17 protein-coding genes are annotated in these 16031 nt (G+C 71.9%); 8 read left to right on the plus strand and 9 right to left on the minus strand.

Annotated features, from left to right (window positions below; translation table 11 throughout):
- Positions 1 to 42: 42 nt before the first annotated feature.
- Together ABT127_RS36725 and ABT127_RS36730 are read right to left on the minus strand one after the other, a co-directional pair.
- Positions 43 to 243 (minus strand): DUF5999 family protein, encoded by a 201-nt coding sequence (locus ABT127_RS36725; RefSeq protein WP_351460083.1) that lies wholly within the window; start codon positions 241 to 243, stop codon positions 43 to 45.
- A gap of 358 nt (positions 244 to 601) precedes the next feature.
- Complete coding sequence (locus tag ABT127_RS36730) at positions 602 to 1189, minus strand: hypothetical protein (RefSeq protein WP_351460085.1); 588 nt, start codon at positions 1187 to 1189, stop codon at positions 602 to 604.
- Positions 1190 to 1720: 531 nt separating this feature from the next.
- Here ABT127_RS36730 and ABT127_RS36735 point away from each other — a divergent pair.
- The gene (locus ABT127_RS36735; RefSeq protein ID WP_351460087.1) at positions 1721 to 3241 is read left to right on the plus strand and encodes a glutamate-cysteine ligase family protein; all 1521 of its coding nucleotides are present in this window, start codon (positions 1721 to 1723) and stop codon (positions 3239 to 3241) included.
- Positions 3242 to 3254: 13 nt separating this feature from the next.
- Here ABT127_RS36735 and ABT127_RS36740 read toward each other — a convergent pair whose 3' ends face one another.
- On the minus strand, positions 3255 to 5027 hold the full coding sequence (locus tag ABT127_RS36740) for a substrate-binding and VWA domain-containing protein (RefSeq protein ID WP_351460090.1): 1773 nt from the start codon (positions 5025 to 5027) through the stop codon (positions 3255 to 3257).
- A gap of 189 nt (positions 5028 to 5216) precedes the next feature.
- On the opposite strand from ABT127_RS36740, the gene ABT127_RS36745 reads away from it, so the two are divergent.
- Positions 5217 to 6017, plus strand: coding sequence for a CPBP family intramembrane glutamic endopeptidase (locus tag ABT127_RS36745; protein ID WP_351460092.1), 801 nt, complete (start codon positions 5217 to 5219; stop codon positions 6015 to 6017).
- A gap of 42 nt (positions 6018 to 6059) precedes the next feature.
- Here the strand turns inward: ABT127_RS36745 and ABT127_RS36750 are convergent, their stop codons facing one another.
- Positions 6060 to 6875: a PhzF family phenazine biosynthesis protein gene (locus tag ABT127_RS36750; protein WP_351460093.1), complete on the minus strand. Its 816-nt coding sequence runs from the start codon at positions 6873 to 6875 to the stop codon at positions 6060 to 6062.
- Positions 6876 to 7051: 176 nt separating this feature from the next.
- On the opposite strand from ABT127_RS36750, the gene ABT127_RS36755 reads away from it, so the two are divergent.
- The gene (locus tag ABT127_RS36755; RefSeq protein WP_351460096.1) at positions 7052 to 7663 is read left to right on the plus strand and encodes a PadR family transcriptional regulator; all 612 of its coding nucleotides are present in this window, start codon (positions 7052 to 7054) and stop codon (positions 7661 to 7663) included.
- Positions 7664 to 7834: 171 nt separating this feature from the next.
- Here ABT127_RS36755 and ABT127_RS36760 read toward each other — a convergent pair whose 3' ends face one another.
- Both ABT127_RS36760 and ABT127_RS36765 read right to left on the minus strand, forming a co-directional pair.
- Positions 7835 to 8263 carry a type II toxin-antitoxin system Rv0910 family toxin gene (locus ABT127_RS36760; protein WP_111663677.1) on the minus strand — a complete coding sequence of 143 codons (429 nt, stop codon included), beginning with the start codon at positions 8261 to 8263 and terminating at the stop codon, positions 7835 to 7837.
- A gap of 109 nt (positions 8264 to 8372) precedes the next feature.
- Positions 8373 to 8561, minus strand: coding sequence for a hypothetical protein (locus ABT127_RS36765; protein WP_351460099.1), 189 nt, complete (start codon positions 8559 to 8561; stop codon positions 8373 to 8375).
- Between the two features lie 199 nt (positions 8562 to 8760).
- Between ABT127_RS36765 and ABT127_RS36770 the strand changes: the two genes are divergently transcribed.
- The 3 genes from ABT127_RS36770 (at position 8761) to ABT127_RS36780 (ending at position 11615) form a co-directional block, all read left to right on the plus strand.
- Complete coding sequence (locus ABT127_RS36770) at positions 8761 to 9273, plus strand: Clp protease N-terminal domain-containing protein (protein WP_351460101.1); 513 nt, start codon at positions 8761 to 8763, stop codon at positions 9271 to 9273.
- Positions 9274 to 9370: 97 nt separating this feature from the next.
- Entirely contained in the window at positions 9371 to 10393 is a 1023-nt protein-coding gene (locus ABT127_RS36775) for an EamA family transporter (protein ID WP_351460104.1), read from the plus strand.
- A gap of 292 nt (positions 10394 to 10685) precedes the next feature.
- Entirely contained in the window at positions 10686 to 11615 is a 930-nt protein-coding gene (locus tag ABT127_RS36780) for a DMT family transporter (RefSeq protein WP_351460160.1), read from the plus strand.
- 2 nt (positions 11616 to 11617) lie between these two features.
- Here ABT127_RS36780 and ABT127_RS36785 read toward each other — a convergent pair whose 3' ends face one another.
- A complete protein-coding gene (locus ABT127_RS36785) occupies positions 11618 to 12259 on the minus strand; it encodes an FMN-binding negative transcriptional regulator (protein WP_351460106.1) in 642 nt (213 codons plus the stop codon).
- Positions 12259 to 12948 carry a pyridoxamine 5'-phosphate oxidase family protein gene (locus ABT127_RS36790; RefSeq protein ID WP_351460109.1) on the minus strand — a complete coding sequence of 230 codons (690 nt, stop codon included), beginning with the start codon at positions 12946 to 12948 and terminating at the stop codon, positions 12259 to 12261. The genes ABT127_RS36785 and ABT127_RS36790 overlap by 1 nt, the downstream gene beginning before the upstream one ends.
- A gap of 37 nt (positions 12949 to 12985) precedes the next feature.
- Between ABT127_RS36790 and ABT127_RS36795 the strand changes: the two genes are divergently transcribed.
- Both ABT127_RS36795 and ABT127_RS36800 read left to right on the plus strand, forming a co-directional pair.
- Positions 12986 to 14317 carry an aminotransferase class I/II-fold pyridoxal phosphate-dependent enzyme gene (locus ABT127_RS36795; protein WP_351460111.1) on the plus strand — a complete coding sequence of 444 codons (1332 nt, stop codon included), beginning with the start codon at positions 12986 to 12988 and terminating at the stop codon, positions 14315 to 14317.
- Positions 14318 to 14523: 206 nt separating this feature from the next.
- Positions 14524 to 15441, plus strand: coding sequence for a LysR family transcriptional regulator (locus ABT127_RS36800; protein ID WP_351460114.1), 918 nt, complete (start codon positions 14524 to 14526; stop codon positions 15439 to 15441).
- Between the two features lie 9 nt (positions 15442 to 15450).
- Here ABT127_RS36800 and ABT127_RS36805 read toward each other — a convergent pair whose 3' ends face one another.
- Entirely contained in the window at positions 15451 to 15918 is a 468-nt protein-coding gene (locus tag ABT127_RS36805) for a pyridoxamine 5'-phosphate oxidase family protein (protein WP_351460117.1), read from the minus strand.
- Between the last annotated feature and the right edge of the window lie 113 nt (positions 15919 to 16031).

Raw genomic sequence — 16031 nt, forward strand, 5'->3', positions numbered from 1 at the left:
TCCGTGGCTGGTCGCGCAGCTCCCCGCGCCCCTTACGGGGCTTCAGGCCGCTGTCACCACCGTGCCCAAGGGGCGGTGCGGGGCGATGATCGTGCCGTTGGGGAGCAGCTCACCGGTGTCCTCGAAGAGGAGGACTCCGTTGCACAGGAGGCTCCAGCCCTGCTCCGGGTGGTGGGCCACTGGAAGGGCGGCTTCCCGGTCCGCGGAGTCTGCTGTCGGGCACGGTGACTGGTGCTGGCACATGGATGGGATCTTTCGCTGCGTAGTGATGTCGATGACGGTGCTGTCGCTGTCCGTGCTGCGGCGTGAAGGCGTATTCATGGCCGCACCCCCGTTTGTCGGTCGGTCGGAACCCAGTGTTGCCCTGTGGGCGTCAATCCGCAGGGATTTCGTAGCAGCGGTCCTCACAGGTTGGAGACGCGTCACCCGTGCGGACGGTTCAGCTCAACGGCACTGTCCCTTCGGGTGGTTCGGGGTGGCCGGATGGGGCTAGTCCGGCCGGGGCGGACGGGTACGGACAGGGCTGTGCCCCGCGACCGGACGGCGGGCGGTGCGGGGCACAGGTCTTCGGGCGGGTCGAGCGGGATGGTCTCCGGCCGCGTCAGGCGAGCAGGGTCGTGGCGCGCGCGGGTGTCAGCCGGTGGGTGAGTACCGGGAGCAACTCGGCGACGCGGTGCGGGCGGTGGGCGGCGATGCCGGGCGGGGCCGGCGCGAGCGGGACCAGGATGTCGTCGGCCGCCGGATGACCGGTCGCCGCGTCGGCGGTGTGGTCCCCGTGCAGCCACAGGGTGAGCATGTACAGCTCGGGCACCGAGAGCAGCCGGGGCTGGTAGTGCCTGGTCAGCGTCTCGGCCTGGCGCAGGGCGCGTTCGGTGGACGCGATGTAGGGGCCCTCGAAGAAGTGCGAGAAGGCCCAGCCGTCGGGGGTGAGCATGGTGTCGGCGGCGGCCACCGCCCGCTCCCCGGAGCGGATCAGGAATCGCCAGCCGGTGAGACGGGCACGCGAGGGGCCCGTGGTCTCGGTGATGTGGTCCAGGACGTGGACGGGAAGCGGGAGTTCGGGGCTCGCGGGTCCGTGGATGGCACGCAGTGACGGGGTGCGGGCCTCGCGGACGGCGGTGGGGGAGCCGAGAGCCGTGAGAACGGTGCGCAGGGCGGGCGCGGGGGCCGGAGGGACATGCAGCGGCATGGTGGGTCGCCTCTCATTCGACAGGCACATGGTGCTGGGGGCGGTGCGGGAGAGCGGACGGCGCTGTCTGCTGCTGGGGGCACGTGAGTACACAGAAGGTGCGTGGCGGGCCAGAGAGGGCGGGGGCATCGGCCTCGGGCGCCCACACTCTGTCTCGTTCGCGGAGTTTATACGACGTATGTTCACTCTATGTTTCGGCTACCAGATGCCGTGGCGCCGACAAGGGCTTAATCAGCCGCAGTTCTGGGGCTATTTTGCGGGTATTTCCCGCGGTTTCCGCGAGTGACCCTGCTGTGACCTCGATGTCTTTAGGTCAAGCGGTCGGCCGGTTCTCGTCGGCGTTTTTCACCAGATCCCGGCCCGGTGAATCTGCGCGGGGCCGCATGCCTAAGGAATGTGCCTCGGGGTAACTGCGTGGAGCGTACTGCCCCGCGGGCCCGAGCGGGGCGTTATCGATCACATTGCCTGGGCATCATCCACCGTGACATGCGGCCGGGTGGGCGGGCTGCCCATGCGAGGAGGGACGCTTCCATGGGGGAGAAGGTCGTTGCGGGGACGGTCGACATGGCTGACCGGCGGCGCTACCGGGACAAGCACAGGGAGTGTCTCGAGGGGCTCCAGAGGCTGCTGGACGAGAAGCGGTTCGACCGGCCCAAGAATCTCATGGGCCTGGAGATCGAGCTGAATCTCGCCGGGCCCGACGGACTGCCGAGAATGATGAATGCAGAAGTACTGGAGAGGATCGCGAGCCGCGATTTCCAGACGGAACTCGCCATGTTCAATCTCGAAGTCAATATCGCGCCGCACCGGCTCGGCGGGCGGGTGCTCGACCAGCTGGCGGAGGAGCTGCGGACCGGTCTCGGCTATGCGCACCGCAAAGCCAATGAGGTCGCTGCGGGAATCGTGATGATCGGCATTCTGCCGACGCTGAGCGCGGAGGACCTCGTCTCCGCGAACCTCTCGGACGTCGACCGCTACACCCTGCTCAACGACCAGATCGTGGCCGCGCGGGGCGAGGAGTTCTCCCTCGACATCGACGGCGTCGAGCGGCTGAGCTGCACTTCCGCGTCGATCGCCCCGGAGGCGGCGTGCACCTCGGTGCAGCTGCACCTCCAGGTCACACCGGGACGTTTCGCCGCTGTGTGGAACGCGGCGCAGGCGGTCGCCGCCGTGCAGATTGCACTCGGTGCCAATTCGCCGTTCCTGTTCGGGCGGGAGCTGTGGCGGGAGTCGCGGCCGCCGTTGTTCCAGCAGTCGACGGACACCCGGCCGCCTGAACTCGTCGCGCAAGGAGTACGGCCGCGGACCTGGTTCGGGGAGCGGTGGATCGATTCCGCGTACGACCTCTTCGAGGAGAATCTGCGCTTCTTCCCGCCGCTGTTGCCCCTGCTCGACGACGAACGGCCGCTGGAGGTCATCGAGAAGGGCGACACACCGAGCCTCGCCGAACTCGTGCTGCACAACGGCACCGTCTACCGCTGGAACCGGCCCGTGTACGGGGTGGCCGACGGGGTGCCGCACCTGCGGGTGGAGAACCGGGTGCTGCCGGCCGGGCCGACCGTCACCGACGTGATCGCCAACGCCGCCTTCTACTACGGCGTCGTACGGGCGCTCGCCGAGGACGCGCGGCCCGTGTGGTCGCGGCTCTCCTTCGACGCGGCATCCCGGAACTTCGACGCCGCCTGCCGGTACGGGATCGAGGCACGTCTGGAATGGCCGCGCCGGGGCCGGTTCGGCGGCACGGAGGAAGTGGCGGCCGTGGCGCTCGTCCAGGACGAACTGCTGCCGCTCGCGGCCGCCGGGCTCGACGCGTGGGGTGTCGAACCCGCCGACCGGGACTTCTACCTGGGGGTCATCGAGCAGCGCTGCGCCCTGCGGACGAACGGGGCGCAGTGGCAGGCGGCGACGTACCACCGGGCGCTGGAGAGCGGCCTCGCCCGGGACGCGGCGCTCGCGGCGACCACCCGTCGGTACGCCGAGCTGATGCACCTCGGTGAACCGGTCCACACCTGGCCCGTCGGACTGCCGGAGCCCGCCGTGCCGCTGCGCTGATCCGTCGGTGCGCTCAGTTGGTGCGGGCGCCGGCCTCCATGATGGCCTTCAGGATGACCTGCTGGATGTCGGCGGGGTCGCGGACCTGGTGGCCCGATCCGCCGGTGGCCTCGGCGATCTGCTCGATCTCGTCCTTGTCGGTGTTCGGACCGACGGCGATGCCGATCAGCGGCACGGGCTGCTCGGCGTCGGTCAGCGACTGCAGCTGCTGGACCAGGTTGCTGCGGGAGATCGAGCCGGGGTCCTCGTTCACGCCGTCGGTCACCACGACCACGGCGTTGAACTTGCCCTTCTTGTAGGAGGCCTTGGCGTCCTTGTAGGCGGCGAGCGTCGTGTCGTACAGGCCCGTCGCGCCGTCCGCCACCGGCTGCAGCGAGGCGAACGCGGCGGAGAGGCGCTCGCGCTGGGTGCCGGAGGCGGTGCGGTCGCCGAGGCGCGCGGTCGGGACCAGCTTCTTGTAGTCGCGATCGCCGTCCAGCTTGGTCGAGAACTCCCACAGGCCGATGTCGTCCTCGTCGGTGAAGGAGGTGGACAGGGCCGCCAGCATGGACGCCTTGGTCACCTCCATCCGGGACTCGGTGCGGCCCGGCGCCGGGTTCGCCATCGAGCCGGACGCGTCCACGACGACGAGGACGCGGGCGCTCTGCACCGTGATCGTCCACATGCCGAGCGTCTGCTCCAGCTGCTCGTCCGTGGCCGGTTCCGTGACGGCGTCGGCGTACGGCTGCGGGGCGCGGCCGCCGGCCCCCTCGGCGACCGACTTGTCGACCGAGTCGTCCTCGTTGCGGAATCCGTACTTGCTCAGGATCCGGTGGCCCTCGGAGGTGTTGAGCAGTGTCATGAAGCGGACGGCGGCGCGGCTCTCCTCCGTGCTCAGGGAGGACTCGTCGACCAGCGTGAAGGGGTAGTTCAGCTCCGGCGAGCCGTCCTTGGGGTAGAAGAGGTCGAGGGCGCCGGAGTCGCCCACCTCGGCGTTGTGCGCGAAGGCGGCCTGTTCGGAGAGGACCAGTGCCTCGTTGCGCTTCGGGTTTCCCCGCTCGGTGCCGGAGTCGTCACGGGCGACCGTGTCCATCAGCTGCCCGTCGCTGTCGGACGTCCGCTGGGAGAGGATCTTCGCCATGGCGGCGGCCTGGGTTCCGTCGTCACCCGACTTCGCCGAGGCCGCCGCGAGTCTGGTCAGCGCGAGCAGGCCCGTGGCGCTGCGGGCCGGATCGGCGGCGCCGAGACGGAGCTTGTTCTCCTGGAGGGCGGCGCCCGCCAGCTCCGTCCAGCTGTACTTGTTGTCGGGGAAGCCGAAGGACTTGGCGGCGGACGCGACCATGCCCACGCCGATCGGTGACGTGGCCACGGTGCCGGTCGGCGACACGCTCGTGGCCTTGTCGTTCTGCTCGACCCGCTTGATCCAGAGCTCCGCGTCCGGCACCCAGACCTGGAAGTCCTCGCCGCCCTTTCCGCTGCGCAGGCTGTCGGCGACCTTGTACGAGTCGCGGGCGGAGACGGCCACGTCGAGGCAGGACCCGTCCGAGGTCAGCTCCTGGTCCCTGGCGTGCGTGGCGGCGGCACGCAGCGCCGGGGCGATGTCCGGGGAGGCGGCCACGTCGAGATGGACCGTCTTTCCGCAGGAACCGCCCAGGCCGAGCAGATCGCTGCGGAGCGCCACGGCCGTGCCCGCCGCGACGACGAGGACCAGGGCCGTCGCGATCGCCACCGTGCGGCCGCGTGATCGCGGCCGGTGGTCGGCCGTGGCCGTCCCGTACTCGTCGGGCATGCTGCTGTGACGTCCCATGACGTTGGAGCCCCTCCCTGAGCCGTAAAGGCAGTTGCGATATAAGCGGTGAAGCAAGAGAGGGGAGCGGTTCGCCGGACTGCGGCGCCCCGTCCCCCTCGGCCTGTCGCGCGCGATCTTCGTACCTGCATTCGAGACCCTAGCGGGGCGACGTGAGGGATGAGGCGGGAATACACAACTAAGGCAGGTGTGCAGGTGGAACCAGGGGCGGTGGCCGGATCTTTTCCCGGCGAGCGGCTTTCACGACGATTCCTACGGGACGAGACGCTGCTCGTTCTGGGGCTTTCGCTCGGTGCGAGTGGCGTGTCCGCGCTGATCAGCTTTGTCGGATCGGTCACCAAACCGGGTGGTCTGAAGGACCAGGCGGCGACCCTCAACGCCTCGGCGGCTCCCGGGCGTCCGTGGCTGGATCTGGCGTGGCAATTGTTCGGGATCGCCAGTGCGCTCGTGCCCGTCGCGCTCGTCGCGCACCTCCTGCTCCGGGAGGGCGGAAGCCTGCGCACGATCGGCTTCGACCGGACCCGGCCGTGGTTCGACTCGGCGCGCGGCGCCGCGATCGCCGCCGTGATCGGCAGCTGCGGGATCGCCTTCTATCTGGCGGCCCGCGGGCTCGGGTTCAACCTCACCGTGGTGCCCGAGGCGCTGCCCGACGTGTGGTGGAAGTACCCGGTGCTGATCCTCTCGGCGGCGCAGAACGCCGTCCTCGAGGAGGTCATCGTCGTCGGCTACCTGCTGCGCAGGCTCGGCCAGTTGGGATGGACGCCCGGCACGGCGCTCGTCGCGTCGTCCGTGCTGCGCGGCTCGTACCACCTGTACCAGGGCATCGGCGGCTTCTTCGGGAACGTCGCGATGGGCGTCGTCTTCGCCTGTCTGTACCGGCGGTGGGGGCGGGTCGGGCCCCTGGTCGTGGCCCACACCCTGCTGGACGTCGGCGCGTTCGTCGGATACGCGCTGCTCGCGGGGAAGGCGGACTGGCTGCCCACCGCCTGACCGTGCCCGCCGTCCTGTCACCCCGGCCGTCCGGCACACGCCCTAGGGGCGGCTGTGGAGCTCGCCGTCGATCACCGTCACCGCTGATCCGGTGAGCAGCGTGCGCTCGCCGCGCAGGGCCACCCTGACCAGGCCGGTGCGGGCCGACGCCTGGAGGCCCGTCAGGTCGGTACGGCCGAGGCGTTCGGCCCAGAACGGGGCGAGCGCGGTGTGCGCGCTGCCGGTCACCGGGTCCTCGTCGACGCCGACGTTCGGGAAGAAGCAGCGGGACACGAAGTCGTAGCCCCGCGCCGGGTCCTCGGCGGGAGCGGTGGCGATGACACCGCGCGTGGAGTGCGCGCCGAGCGCCTTGAGGCCCGGGGCGAGCCCCAGGACCGTGCGCTCGTCGGGGAGTTCGACCAGCAGGTCGCCGACCGCGGGGCCGGTGTCGCGCACGGAGAGCGGCCGCGCGCCGAGCGCCTCGGCGAGGCCGTCGGGCACCGGCTCCTCGGTGAGCGGCGCGGTGGGGAAGTCCAGGGTGAGTGAACCGTCCTCGTTCGGGGCGGCCACGAGGACCCCGCTGAGAGTGGCGAACCGGACCGGCCCCTTCGTGGTTCCCGTGGAGTGCAGTACGTGCGCCGTCGCGAGGGTCGCGTGACCGCACATGGCCACTTCGGTGGCGGGCGTGAACCAGCGCAGGGCCCAGTCCGCGTCGCCGCCCTCGGGCAGCGGGTGCGCGAAGGCCGTCTCGGCGTGGTTGACCTCCCTGGCCACGTTCTGCAGCCAGGCGTCGTCGGGGAAGGCGTCGAGGAGCAGGACGCCCGCGGGGTTGCCGGCGAAGGGGCGGGAGCTGAAGGCGTCGACGATTCGAATGCGCATATCAGGGACGGTAAGGGACCTTGCCGAGCCTTCGCACGTCGCCTGACCTGCACGGACACGACCACAGTCGCCGACTGTTGCCAAACGAACTGTTCCGATATATCGTTGAGGCATCGCGATCGGTCAATGATCGCGGTCATAGAAAACCCCGATCAGTTGTGAAAGGACTGATTCCCATGCGTACCCACGGACACGACCACGGACATGGACACTACGGACCCGGCCATCACGAAGGCCGGCCCGGATTCGAGGAGCGGCGGGCGTTCGGGCCCTTCGGGCCGGGCTTCGGCCCCGGACCCGGCGGCCCCTGGGGCGGTCGCGGCGGACGCGGCGGCGGCCCGCGCGGCAGGGCCCGGCGCGGCGACGTGCGCGCCTCGATCCTGGCGCTGCTCAAGGACCGCTCGATGCACGGCTACGAGATGATCCAGGAGATCGCCGAGCGCAGCGGCGGCGCGTGGAAGCCGAGCCCCGGCTCCGTCTACCCCACGCTGCAGCTGCTGGAGGACGAGGGTCTGATCGCCAGCGCCAGTGAGGGCGGCAAGAAGCTGTTCTCACTGACCGACGCGGGCCGCACCGCCGCCGAGGAGGGCCCCGAGGCCCCCTGGGAGGAGGCCGGCCGAGGCGTCGACTGGGAGGCCATGAACGAGATCCGGCAGGCCGGTTTCGGCCTGATGGAGGCGTTCGGCCAGGTCTGGAAGACCGGCAGCAAGGGGCAGCGCGAGAAGGCCCTTGCCGTCATCAACGACGCGCGCAAGAAGCTGTACCTGATCCTCGCCGACGAGGACTGAGCCCCGTGCGGGCCCGGGCCGACGCCGGGGGCAGACAGTCGAAGAGGCGTCCCGTACGAGATGTGCGGGGCGCCTCTTCGTGTGCGTACGGACAGCCGCGTACAGGCATGCCTGCGGGTGCGTCTGCGGGTCCTGCGGGTGCGTCTGCGGGTACGGAGAAGGGTGGCGGCGTCAGGTCACCAGGCCGGCCAGCTTGCGCAGCGACTCGTTGAGCGCCGCCGTGGCCGAGTCCTTCAGCTTGCCCGCCATCAGGGAGACGGCCGCGCCCGTGAACTCGCCGTCGACGCGGACCGTCGTCGCGTCGCCGTCCGCGGTCAGGGTGTAGCGCGTGCCGACGTTCACGCCCATCGGGCCCTTGCCCCGGATCGCCAGCGTGCGGGCGTCCGCCAGGTCCTCGACGGTCCAGGTGACCTCGGCCGGGAAGCCCATCAGCTTCATGTTCTCCTCGAACTGGCCGCCCACCTCCAAGGACGTCGGGGGTCCCTTCGGGAAGCTGGTGTGGGTGGCGTTCCACTCTCCGTACACGGAGAGGTCGCTGAGCGTGGCCCAGACCTTCTCGGCCGGTGCCTCGATGCGTGCTTCCGCGCTGACTTCGGCCATGCGGCCACCCCTTACGAGTAGTGAGCCATGATGCGTCGTCGCGGAACGTAGCCGGGCGGCCTCGAACATTCAATACTGATGAACCGTCAGAAATGCGGGATCCGTGGACTCAGCCCATCAGCTGGATCTCCGCCGCGTCGAAGAGGTCGTACGCGCGCGGGTGCGGACCTTCGTCGTGGCAGTGCCAGGCGTCCCAGAACAGGTCCGCGGGCAGCGCGTCGTCCGGGGCGTACACCCGGTACACGTAGAGCCTGCCGTCCGTAGCGGGCAGGGCCACGAGCCAGCACCTGCTCTCCATGACTGTGACGGACGAGAGGCGCGGGGGGTGCGGTTGCGTTCGGGGAGCACCGCGGAAGAACTCACGCCCCTCCGGGTGGAACTCCGCGATGTCATCCGCAAGGAGGAGACGGCGCTCGTCCGTGCCCACCTTGTGTCGGACGCCAAGATGCTCCCCTCCGGGGATGCTCCGGTGCATCGGGGCTGATGAGGTGGGGTACGTGCAAAGTTCTCTCCCGTCCGGCGCCGACGCGTGCGGCCACCTCCCGACCGATCCCGACGACGCCCCGCTCAGCGACGAGCTGGCCCTGGTCGTCGCGGGGGCCCGGCGGCGCGCGGTGCGGGACGGGGACCGGCAGGTGGACTCCGCGCACCTGCTGCACTCCCTCCTGGAGACCGACCCGGACGTGCGCGCCGCCTTCGCCGACGGCGGGCAGGTCGCCCGGCTGCTCGGCTACCTCGTGCAGCGCAGCATCGGCTACGGACTCCAGTGGCAGGGAAGCGTGGAGGACTCCGGCGCCGTGCCCGTGGTGCGCGGTGGCGTTCCCGGCTGGTCGCCCGTCGCGGCCGCCGCCATGGAGGCAGGCACCCGGCGGGCCGTGGCGCGCGGTGACGAGCGGGCGCGCGGTGTCGACGTACTGGCCGCGCTGACGACGGACGAGGAGTCGCGGGCCGTGGAGGTGCTCGGCCGGGTCGGAGTGGACGTCGACGGGCTGCGCCGACGGCTGAACTGACCTGTTATGGACGGGTATCGAGGGATACCGGCGTCCGCGCCGTGAGACAGGGGTCATCGGGGGTGACGGTCATGACCGGCCCTGTCATGATGTGCCGATGCACGGGTCACAGGGATCTCAGGGCTCCACGGGGGCACAGGAGAGCAGGGGGCCGGCCGGGCGGGGTTTCGGGCTCGGGCTCGCCCTGGTCTCCGCGCTCGCCTTCGGCGGTTCGGGAGTCGCGGCCAAGCCGCTGATCGAGGCGGGGCTCGACTCGCTGTACGTGGTGTGGCTGCGGGTCGCCGGAGCCGCGCTCGTCATGCTGCCGGTCGCCTGGCGGCACCGCGCGCTGGTCCGCGAACGCCCGCTGCTGCTGGCCGGATTCGGGCTGCTCGCCGTCGCCGGTGTCCAGGCCTGCTACTTCGCCGCGCTCTCCCGCATCCCGGTCGGCGTCGCCCTGCTCATCGAGTACCTGGCGCCCGCGCTGGTGCTCGGCTGGGTGCGGTTCGTGCAGCGCAAGCCGGTGACCCGGGCCGCCGCGCTGGGCGTGGTCCTCGCCGTGGGCGGCCTCGCCTGCGTCGTCGAGGTCTGGTCGGGGCTCAGCTTCGACGTGCTCGGGCTGCTGCTCGCGCTCGGCGCAGCCTGCTGCCAGGTCGGCTACTTCGTCCTGTCCGACCAGGGCAGCGACGCCGACGCCCACGGGCGGGCCGTCCCCGATCCGCTCGGCGTGATCGCGTACGGGCTGCTGGTCGGCGCCGCGCTGCTCACCGTCATCGCCCGGCCCTGGGGCATGGACTGGTCGGTCCTCGCGGGCAGCGCCGACATGAACGGCACGGCCGTGCCCGCCTGGCTGCTGCTGTGCTGGATCGTGCTGCTCGCCACCGTCGTCGCGTACGTCACCGGGGTGGTCTCCGTGCGGCGGCTCTCGCCGCAGGTGGCCGGGGTGGTGGCCTGCCTGGAGGCGGTCATCGCGACCGTGCTCGCCTGGATCATGCTCGGGGAGCACCTCTCGGCGCCGCAGTTGTTCGGCGGTGCCGTGGTGCTGGTCGGGGCGTTCATCGCGCAGTCGTCGAAGACGGCCGCGCCGCCCGCGGCCGTCGAACCGGAAACGGTGTTGTCCTCCACGAAGAGTCCTGTCTAAGCTGCCGATCATGCATACGCACTGGCTGGTTCTTCCGCCGCCGACCGTCGGCTAGGGCCCTTTCCGGCACCTCGGTGGCACAGGGACGCGTGTACGCGCGTGATCGCCGCCGGGGCGGCTCGTCGGGCCCTGCGCGAGTGGTCGGTGTTCTCCCGGCTCGTCCCCGGGGCACGGCCGCTCGCTGACGACGGTCCGTGTCCTTCGGCCCCGTGATGTTTCCGGGGCCCGCCCTTTCGTGGAGAACCACGTGTCGAATGCTGTCCGGGCCGGCTCTGCCGCGCCCGCTGTCTCCGTGCTGCCCGCCGACGGCCGACTGCCGGTCGCCCGCGGCCTCGTGTATCTGGTCGTCGCCGGTCTCGCCTGGGGCACCGCGGGTGCCGCCGCCTCGCTCCTGTTCCGGGTGAGTGATCTCGGGGCCGGTGCCCTGTCGTTCTGGCGGTGCGCCGGAGGGTTTCTGCTGCTGCTCGCGGCACGCCTGCTGCGCGGTCCCGCGCCGCGCGCCGCGGTGCGGGAGCCGAGGGGGCGGGCGGCCGTCCGGCTCGGCGTCCTCGGGCTCTCGCTCGCCGTCTTCCAGACCGCCTACTTCGCCGCCGTGCAGGCGACGGGGCTCGCGGTCGGCACCGTCGTCACGCTCGGCGCCGGGCCCGTCCTGATCGCGGTGGGCGCGCGGGTCACGATGGGGGAGCGGCTCGGCGGGGGCGGACTGCTCGCCGTCGCCGGTGCGCTCGGCGGGCTCGCCGTCCTCGTCCTGGGCGGCGGAGGCGCGACGGTGCGGCCCACGGGTGTGCTCTGGGCGCTGGTGTCGGCGGCCGGGTACGCCGTGATGACGCTGCTCACCCGATGGTTCGGCCGTGACGGGCGAAGCGGGGACGGGCTCGGGACGACCGCGGGGACCTTCGCCGTCGCCACGGCCCTGCTGCTGCCGTTCGGGGCGGCCGCGGGATTCGTCCCGCACACGGATCGACTCCTCGCCACCGTCGCCCTGTTGGTGTACATGGCGTCGGTGCCGACCGCGCTCGCCTACGGCCTGTACTTCGCGGGCGCCGCCGTCGTGCGCTCCGCCACCGTGTCCGTGGTCATGCTGCTCGAACCGGTGGGCGCGGCGGTCATCGCCGTGACGCTGCTCGGCGAGGAGCTGACCGCGGCCACCGTCACGGGCACAGCCCTGATGCTGGTCGCGGTGGCGGGCCTCGCCGTCGCGGAGGCCCGCTCGGCCCGCTGAGGCTAGCTCTCCCGACGCCGCCGCTGTGCCGCGAGCGCGGCGGCGTCACGGGGCTCGCCGCGCTCGGCGAGCCCCCGGGCGATCCGGTCCTGGACCTCCTCGGGCTTGTGGCCCGCGTACTTGAACTTGGCGCGCACCTCGGTGACGTCCAGCCGGAGCCCCCGGATGCCGGAGAGCAGCCGCCCGTACGGGGCCTCGCCGACGGCCGCGGTGGCGGACATGCCCGGCGGCTGGAACCGCCCCACCTGGCGGTTGAGGAGCGCGGCCTTCTCCTCCGGGTCGTCCAGGATCCGCGCGGTGCAGCGGAGCTGGACGGCCGTGTAGACGCTGGTCGGCGTGCCGTGCTCGGGCGGGGTGCCGGGCAGCGCCTGCCACGGTCCCTGGACGAAGGCGTAGTCGTCGACGACGCTCAGCACCACCTCGGGATTCGCCTCCAGCGCGGGCCACATCGGGTTCGGGCGGGCCAGGTGGGCCACGACCTCGCCGTGCTCGCCGCGCCCGGCCTCGTACGCGAAGTGCATCGGCTGGACGAACGGGGGCTCGCCCGGCAGTCCGTTGACCGCGAGCTGGCCGAAGTCGTGCCCAGTGAGCCACTGCTGCCACTCGGTGTCGGTGCGTGCCGCGTCCCAGGGGTGGATCAGCATCACAGCTCCCGGAGGTAGTCCGGGACGTCGATGCCGGCGGCGAGGTCGGACGACGGGACCAGCGGGCCGTACCCCTTCTGGAGCGGGACCACGCCCGACCAGTGCGGCAGGTCCATGTCCTCCGGCTCGTCGTTCGGCCCGCCGGTGCGCAGCTTCGCCGAGACCTCCGCCAGATCGAGGCTCAGCACGGCGGTCGCGGCCAGCTCCTTGGCGTTGGCCGGGCGGGAGTCGGCGGCCCGGCCCGGGACCACGTGGTCGACGAGGGCGTCGAGCGCGCGCCGCTTCTCGTCCGCGTCCGTGACCTGGTGCGCCGTGCCGTGGATGACCACCGAGCGGTAGTTGATGGAGTGGTGGAAGGCCGAACGGGCCAGGACCAGGCCGTCGACATGCGTCACCGTCAGGCAGACCGCGAGACCCGGGTCCTGCTGTCCGGCCATGCGCAGCGGACGCGAACCGGTCGAGCCGTGCACGTAGAGGCGGTCGCCGACCCGGCCGTAGAGGGTGGGCAGTACCACCGGGGCGCCGTCGCGCACGAAGCCGAGATGGCACACGTACGCCTCGTCGAGTATCGCGTGCACCAGGGAGCGGTCGTACGAGGCGCGTTCCTTGGACCGGGTGGGAACGGTGCGGTCCGTGGGGGTGTAGGCGTCGGGCTGGGACTGCGACTGCTGCTCGGCGGCCGTGCTCATGTTGCGAACTCCATTGCACTAGTGCAAACTGCTGTTTGTGCTAGGAGAGTATCCGATCAGAGGGCGTCGCGCAGTGGAGATTTCCGCGAGCGTCGAGCAGGCGGTGGCCGACGGTGGCCTGGAGCCGGGACAACTGCTGCCGCCGATGCGGGAGTTGGCCGAGCGGCTCGGAGTGAATCCCAATACGGTCGCGGCCGCCTACCGGACCCTGCGCGAGCGCGGGGTCATCGAGACGGCCGGGCGGCGCGGCAGCCGGGTGCGACCGAAGCCCGGCATCACCGCCCGCGAGCACATCCGTGTGGACGTCCCGCCCGGAGTGCGGGACGTCTCCGACGGGAATCCGGACGTCGCGCTGCTGCCGAAACTGGCGGAGGTGTTCGCCGCGGCGGCCGCGGCCGGTGACGCCGACCCCGTGCTGTACGGCAGCGACTCGCTGGAGCCCGGGCTGGTGCGGCAGGCCCGTGCGGCGTTCGACGCGGACGGGGTGCCCGACGGTCCCGTCGCCGTGACGTCCGGGTCGCTCGACGCCATCGAGCGGGTCCTCGCCGTGCACCTCAGGGCCGGGGACGCGGTCGCCGTCGAGGATCCCGGGTGGGGCAGCATGCTCGATCTCGTGCCCGCGCTGGGGCTGCGGATCGTGCCGGTCGGCGTGGACGACGACGGACCGCTGCCGGACGACGTGGAGCGGGCGCTGCGCGAAGGTGCCCGGGCCGTCGTCGTGACCTGCCGGGCGCAGAATCCGACCGGGGCGGCCGTGAGTGCCGCGCGGGCGGCGGAGCTGCGCGCGGTCCTCGCCGGGTACGAGGACGTCCTGCTCGTGGAGGACGACCACGGTCACGGCATCGTCGATCTGCCGCTGCATCCGCTGGCCGGGGTCACCCGGCGCTGGGCCTTCGTGCGCTCGGTCGCCAAGGCGTACGGGCCCGACCTGCGGCTCGCCGTCCTCACCGGTGACGCCGGCACCGTCGACCGGGTCCGCGGGCGGCAGCGGCTCGGGCCCGGCTGGGTCAGCCGCCTCACGCAGCGCGCCGTGGCCGGGCTGTGGGCGAGCGGTGCCGTCGACGCGCGGGCCGTCGCCGCCTCGTACGGGGAGCGGCGGGACGCGTTGATCGCGGCGCTGGGGGAGCGCGGGGTCGTGGCGTACGGGCGCAGCGGGATGAACGTGTGGGTGCCGGTGCCGGACGAGACCGGGGCGGTGGCGCGGTTGTTGCATGCCGGGTGGGCGGTGGCGCCGGGGGCGCGGTTCCGGATCGGGGCCGGGCCCGGGGTGCGGATCACTGTTTCCCGGGTTCGGGTGGATGAGATCGGTGGGGTTGCGGAGGTGGTGGCCGCGGCGGTTCGGCCCGGGGGTGCGCGGCGGTATGGGTGAGCGGGTGGTACGGGTGTCGGCGGGGTTGCGTGGGGCTGGGCGGGGGTGCGGCCGGGGGCCGGGTCGGGGCTGGGGCCTGATGGGCGCTTGCCCCGCGCCGGGGGCCGCCTTGCCCACCCTGCCGCCCTTGGCGGCAGATTGCCCGAGGCGGTGGGGTGGAGCGGCAGATTGCCCAAGGCGGCGGGCGGGGTGATTAGCATCGGGGCATGTTGAACCTGGAGCGGTTGCGGGTGCTTGACGCGCTGGCTCGGTACGGATCGGTCAGTGGTGCCGCCGACGCGCTGCACGTCACCACCTCCGCGGTCTCGCAGCAGATGGCCAAGCTGGAGCGTGAGGCGGGCCAGCGGCTGCTCGCCAAGCACGGTCGCGGGGTGCGGCTCACCGACGCGGGGCGGCTGCTCGCCGACCACGCGGCCCGCATCCTGTCCCAGGTCGAACTGGCCCAGTCGGACTTGGAGGCGCAGCGCGGACAGGTCGTGGGTGAGCTGCGGATCTCGGCGTTCCCGACGGCGGCGCGCGGACTCTTCCCGCGGGCCCTGGCCGCGCTGCGCGCCGACCACCCCCAACTACGCGTCCGGTCGGAGGAGTTGGAGCCCGAGGCGGGCGTCGCGGGAGTGCTGCGCGGTGACCTCGACCTGGCCGTCGCCCTCGACTGGTACAACAAGCCGATGCCCCTGCCCGACGGGCTGGTGAAGGCGAGCATCATGGACGACCCCGCCGATGTCGCCCTGCACGTGGGCCACCCCCTCGCCGACCGCGCCGAGGTGGGCCTCGAGGAGTTCGCGGACGACGAGTGGATCACCTGGGGCGAGGGCGAGTTCTGCCACGAGTGGCTGATGTTCACGCTGCGGGCCAAGGGCATCGAGCCGCAGATCGTCCATCGCGCCGCCGAGACCCACACCCAGCTCGGTCTCGTGGCAGCCGGGTTGGGGGTGTGCGTCGCACCGCTGCTCGGACGCGACCCCGTGCCGGAAGGCGTGGTCACCGTGCCGGTGCGTCAGCAGGTGCGGCGCCATGTGTACGTGGCGTGGCGGGCGGACGCCGACCGCCGGCCTTCCATCACGGCGGCCGTCGGCGCCCTGCGCAAGGCCGGGGCCGACCTCGGTCGCGTCGCCGGGGTGTGAGGGGCCGGGCTACAGGTCGGCCAGTTTCCGGAAGTCCCACGAGGTGATCTTGTCCGGGGTCAGCCGCGCCCAGGCGTGCCGCCCGTCGTACACCATGGTGGGCAGACCGAAGTTCTTCTCCGCGAACCGGCCCTCCGGTGCGTCGAGTTCGGGGCACGGCTCGCCCGTGCGCGGGGACTCGCCGACGAACTCGATGCGGCCCGACAGCTCGACACCGCGCAGCTCGCCGTAGTCGTCGCCCGCGTCGACCACCACGGCGACCCGCCCGTCCGCCCGCAGATCGGCCCAGCGGCGGCTGCGCGCAAGGGAGTACAGCCACAGCGAACCGCCGTCCCACAGGAACCACAGCGGGCTGACGTGCGGGGTGCCGTCGGCCGACACCGTGGCCACCCGGCAGGTGCGCTGCTCCGCGAGGAAGGCGTCCCGCTCGTCGGGACTCATCATGATTCTGCGGCCCCTGCGCTGGGCGACGGTCATGGGTGCTCCTCCACAATTGCTGACGGTGCGTCAGAAAGGCAGCATGGGGGCTCTTCCCTCCGGGCGCAATGGTGGCTACTCTCCAGCAGCCCCCACGGAACCGGCACGGCGCA

It is taken from the genome of Streptomyces sp. NPDC001904 (assembly GCF_040297005.1).
In the GTDB taxonomy this organism is placed as follows: Bacteria; Actinomycetota; Actinomycetes; order Streptomycetales; family Streptomycetaceae; genus Streptomyces.